Source organism: Belnapia arida (assembly GCF_016773205.1).
Lineage (GTDB): Bacteria > Pseudomonadota > Alphaproteobacteria > Acetobacterales > Acetobacteraceae > Belnapia > Belnapia arida.
The window spans coordinates 1-3,712 of sequence record NZ_JAETWB010000109.1; the positions used below are offsets into that span (position 1 = coordinate 1).

Genomic DNA, 3,712 nt, shown 5'->3' on the forward strand with positions numbered 1-3,712 from the left:
GCCGCGTCAGACGCCCAACCAGGCCAATAAATGGCCTACTCCCACGCAGCAGGCAGGCTTTTCAGCAGCCTGCTAGTCAATGCGCGAAGGTGCCTGCATGGGTGCCATCGGCCCATACGGGTTCCAAACGCGGCAGGTCGCCTTCACCGGCACGCCCGACGCGGAGCCGCGCTCCGAGCCGGTCATGCCATGCGGCGGCGTGGACATGGGCGAGCAGGCTGAGGCCAGCCGCATCGACAAGAATGTGTCGCTTTCGCCCAAAGCTTCGCGTCACGGCGTCGTAGTGGCACGCGGTGCCACCAGTTCGTGTGGCTCGCAAAGCTTGGCTGTCGATGATGGCAGCTGACGGCTTGGCCTTGCGTCCATCTGCCTCGCGGGCCATCGCACGCAGCCGGTCGTGTGCATGCTGAAGCGTGCCGTCGAACCGCCACTGCCGGAGATGGGCAAAAACCGTCTGCCATGGCGGAAGGGCGGTAGGGAGCATGCGCCAAGCGCAACCGGAGCGGACGATGTGGAAAATGGCTTCGGCCGTCAGGTACCGAGGCCGCCTTAGGGAACGTCCGAGCCGGGCAGCCGGCAAAAGGAGCGGCTCCGGGGCCGCCCATTCGGCGTTGGGTGGGGTCACTGGGATAGCGGCGGGGACGGGTTTCACGCATGGCTGCCTTGGCTCGAAAGCTGAAGCACCTTGACGCTTACTAAAGTTTGAAGCTTTTCGAACAGTTATTGAGAAAGATGGGTCTCGTCGATTCAGCTTCAAAAGGAACCCCTTCACGTGCAGCTTCAGCCTGCTTCGCCGCTTCCGCGCTCATGGAGTACCAAGTAGCCGGGTGCCAAATGTACTGTCGGAGTCCGTCGTAATGGTCATACCGTGCGATCCGATCATCCTCAGATGGACGAGGCTACCGGAAGGCTCCGTCGAGGCTGATGGGGAGGCTATCGGCGGTCTAGGGTGCGACGACACTAAGGAGCGATCCATCGCGTCCCTGGAGACGCCTAAGACAATACGGATGGCACTAATCGTCCATCGGCATGGTTGCAGCGTTGAGGAGGCGGAATGCCTTGGCGCAACCTCTGCGCCTGATCGCCGCCGGCTTGCCCCAGATTGCTTCTTATATCGACATGGGTGTCAGTTTGAAGCTTCAGCGGGTGGATTTCGGTGTTGCGGAGGCGGTGATGCTGCATTTTGCAGAGCGGGATACTCCGTGCCTGGGTATCCATGACAGCGCCATCATCCCAACGGCCCCGCAGAAAAGCTTTAGGCAATGATGAAGGACATGTACCGAGCCCAAATCGGGTTTAAACTGATGGTCAAGCTGGGTTGATGCAGGTCTGGTCAGGCTCAAACGCAGCTTCGAATGGGTTCAGTGATACCGAGGCCTAATAGGAAGGCAGGAGATGTAATGCCTATTACTTCTCGCTCTTTCCCTCCGCCTTTTTTGCCTTCGGAAAAAGAAGTCTGATAGGAAACCGTTTCCGGCTCTTTCGACGTGGCATCCAGAAATTCGTGGAGGAGATGCCAACGGATCGCGCCAATGGAGGTCAGCTAGTCTGGGCACCGAACTACCTGCCTTCCACCCACGGGCGACACCTAGAGTCACCTCTAGCGGACCCGCTCAGCTACAGCTTCAAGCCTTGCTTTGGGAAAATGGACACTCACACCTTCGAGGCCAGCCCCGATGCTGCCTGCCTCACGCACCGTGAAAGCGAGAAAACCGTGGCTACGGTAAGACAGCCGACCCACTCAAGCAGCCTCGATTCGCCCTCCGGAGATCAGCCGGAACTTCGCTCGATCCCGAGGGATGCCGGCTCACGATCAGCGAAGCGGGTTGAATTTCAAATGGATGGAAGCTCAAGTCGAGTCGCCGCCACAACGGATCTTGAGCAACCTCAAGTAGAAGAGAGTTTCCGAAAAACCCGTATTTCGGCATGATTCCGCTGCCGCAGCCCCCCACGGCAGCCTGCGCCAGGATTCGGCGCCTCCAACAGGAGCAGCCCCCGTGCCCCTCGACGCCACCACGTTCAGCCAGCATCGCCCTCGCCCACAGCAAACGCCGTGCCTTGATGAGGCCGAGCGTCACGCTGCGGCCTGTTTCGGTCCTCGGCTACATGCTGCCCTTGCAGCAACACCGCCCACAGGCTTGGCCCTTACTGTCCTGGCATGCATGTCTCAGGGGGTTGCTGGCGCGCATTTCCGCATCGTGGTGCAAGGTCTGGAGCAAGCAACTCCTCGCCATGGCGAGGTCGTTGTCGCATCTGTGCCGGCAGGATTGCCGAAGGCATTGCCGGACCTTCGCGTGCTGGCACTCCGCATCGCCTCGGCCGCTGCCGGCGCCTGGCGTCAACGCTGTCAAATCGAGCGCCTCGGCCTGATTGCCGGCCAATGAGTTGACCGGACAAGCACCGCATCAGGGCATTAGCAGAGCATCAAGCGGGGAACTGCACCGGTCTGGGGTCGGCTTCTGCTATGGGGTCGCGGCGAGATCCAAACCGGAATCATGCGATGATGACGGCGGATTACCAATCTTGGACTGTGTTTGAAGCGGCCATCAAGCCGAGCTCAATGAGCAGACGGCGCCAGCCAGGGACGCACTTGGCGATGGTCGGAGCTGATCGAGGTTCTGGAGGAAATTTTATGGGTATTGCTTCCTCCTTCTCCTCATCCTGCATCCTCTTCCATTCTAAAACTCCTCAAACGACATCCGCTTCAGATGCTCCTTGAGGCGATAGGCAAAGTACTGCCGAACCAGTGTTCGCCAGATCGCGCCAGCGGTAGCCGATTGCCGTTGAAGGGGTTCTCAATTCCGGCCTTACACCGCTTGGATAAACTCGACCGGACTTTTCCTGATCACGGGATGTCAACGCCTGTGGGATAAAATCGGCCCTGCATCCACGGCTTGATAAAGCTGGGAAATGGCATGATATGCCTCGCGCTAAAGGAGCGCACACGATGTCTGATTCCGATTCCACCCATCGGTCGAAGCGAAAGACAGATACGGGGTCTGAGTCGTTGACGGCAGGCCAAATCCTCGCCGGGCTCGAAACCTTAGGCGTCGCAGACCTCCGCCAAGTCGTCGCTTCGGCCGAGGCCCAAATCCAGGCCAAGGCAGATGTTGCGCGGCAGGCCTTCGTCGCGGAGACGCTGGACAAGGCCAAGGCGCTAGGTCTATCGATCCGGGACCTTTTCGGCGAAGTACCGTCTGCTCCAAAGCGTGGTCGGGGCAAAGCAAAGACCTCGGGCGGCGAGGGAGTTCAGCCGAAGTACAAGGGACCGAATGGCGAGTTGTGGAGTGGCAGGGGGCGGACTCCGAAATGGGTTCAGCTTGCCGAGGCCGAAGGCAAGTCGAGGAACGATTATTTAATTAAATAGAGGACATCAGTGGCTAGGTCCTCTCTCCCCAAGGGGGGGTACCTCATGGATCTCGGTTATGATGTTGCTCGGTTTACCTGCGGTCAGTTCGTGCGGCAGCGCTTCCGGTCTTTTGTAAACTACGCCGAATACTGTAGTGTGAGTTTTTTGGACTTGCGGCCAAGTGTCTTTAATGAATGAGCGCGATGTCTGATTTCTCAGCCTGATTTGGCGGTTGGGGAGGCTTGGCAGAGGGCGCAGGTGATGGGCCTCGCGGAGGGCAGGCGGGAGTTTCGTGGCGTTCGGGGCGTGACGGGAGAGGCCAAAGCCCTGCCCGCTCCAGGTCGTACCTCGTGCGGCGGCAAG

At 59.5% G+C, this 3,712-nt stretch carries 4 protein-coding genes; 3 read left to right on the forward strand and 1 reads right to left on the reverse strand.

Features of this window, described 5'->3' with window-relative positions; translation table 11 throughout:
- Window positions 1-76 precede the first annotated feature (76 nt).
- Window positions 77-772 (reverse strand): IS5 family transposase, encoded by a 696-nt coding sequence (locus tag JMJ56_RS32675; protein ID WP_328702527.1) that lies wholly within the window; start codon window positions 770-772, stop codon window positions 77-79.
- A 287-nt stretch (window positions 773-1,059) separates the two neighbouring features.
- Here JMJ56_RS32675 and JMJ56_RS32680 point away from each other — a divergent pair, with 287 nt between their 5' ends.
- The 3 genes from JMJ56_RS32680 to JMJ56_RS32690 all read left to right on the forward strand — a co-directional run bounded on the left by JMJ56_RS32680 (window position 1,060) and on the right by JMJ56_RS32690 (window position 3,367).
- Window positions 1,060-1,266 (forward strand): hypothetical protein, encoded by a 207-nt coding sequence (locus JMJ56_RS32680; RefSeq protein WP_202836046.1) that lies wholly within the window; start codon window positions 1,060-1,062, stop codon window positions 1,264-1,266.
- 731 nt (window positions 1,267-1,997) lie between these two features.
- Window positions 1,998-2,384, forward strand: coding sequence for a hypothetical protein (locus JMJ56_RS32685; RefSeq protein WP_202836047.1), 387 nt, complete (start codon window positions 1,998-2,000; stop codon window positions 2,382-2,384).
- Between the two features lie 563 nt (window positions 2,385-2,947).
- Complete coding sequence (locus JMJ56_RS32690; protein ID WP_202836048.1) at window positions 2,948-3,367, forward strand: H-NS histone family protein; 420 nt, start codon at window positions 2,948-2,950, stop codon at window positions 3,365-3,367.
- Window positions 3,368-3,712: the final 345 nt, after the last annotated feature.

Excerpts from the sequence above, each read along its gene's own strand:
- JMJ56_RS32690 (WP_202836048.1), top strand. The coding sequence starts at position 2,948 with ATGTCTGATTCCGATTCCACCCATCGGTCGAAGCGAAAGACAGATACG.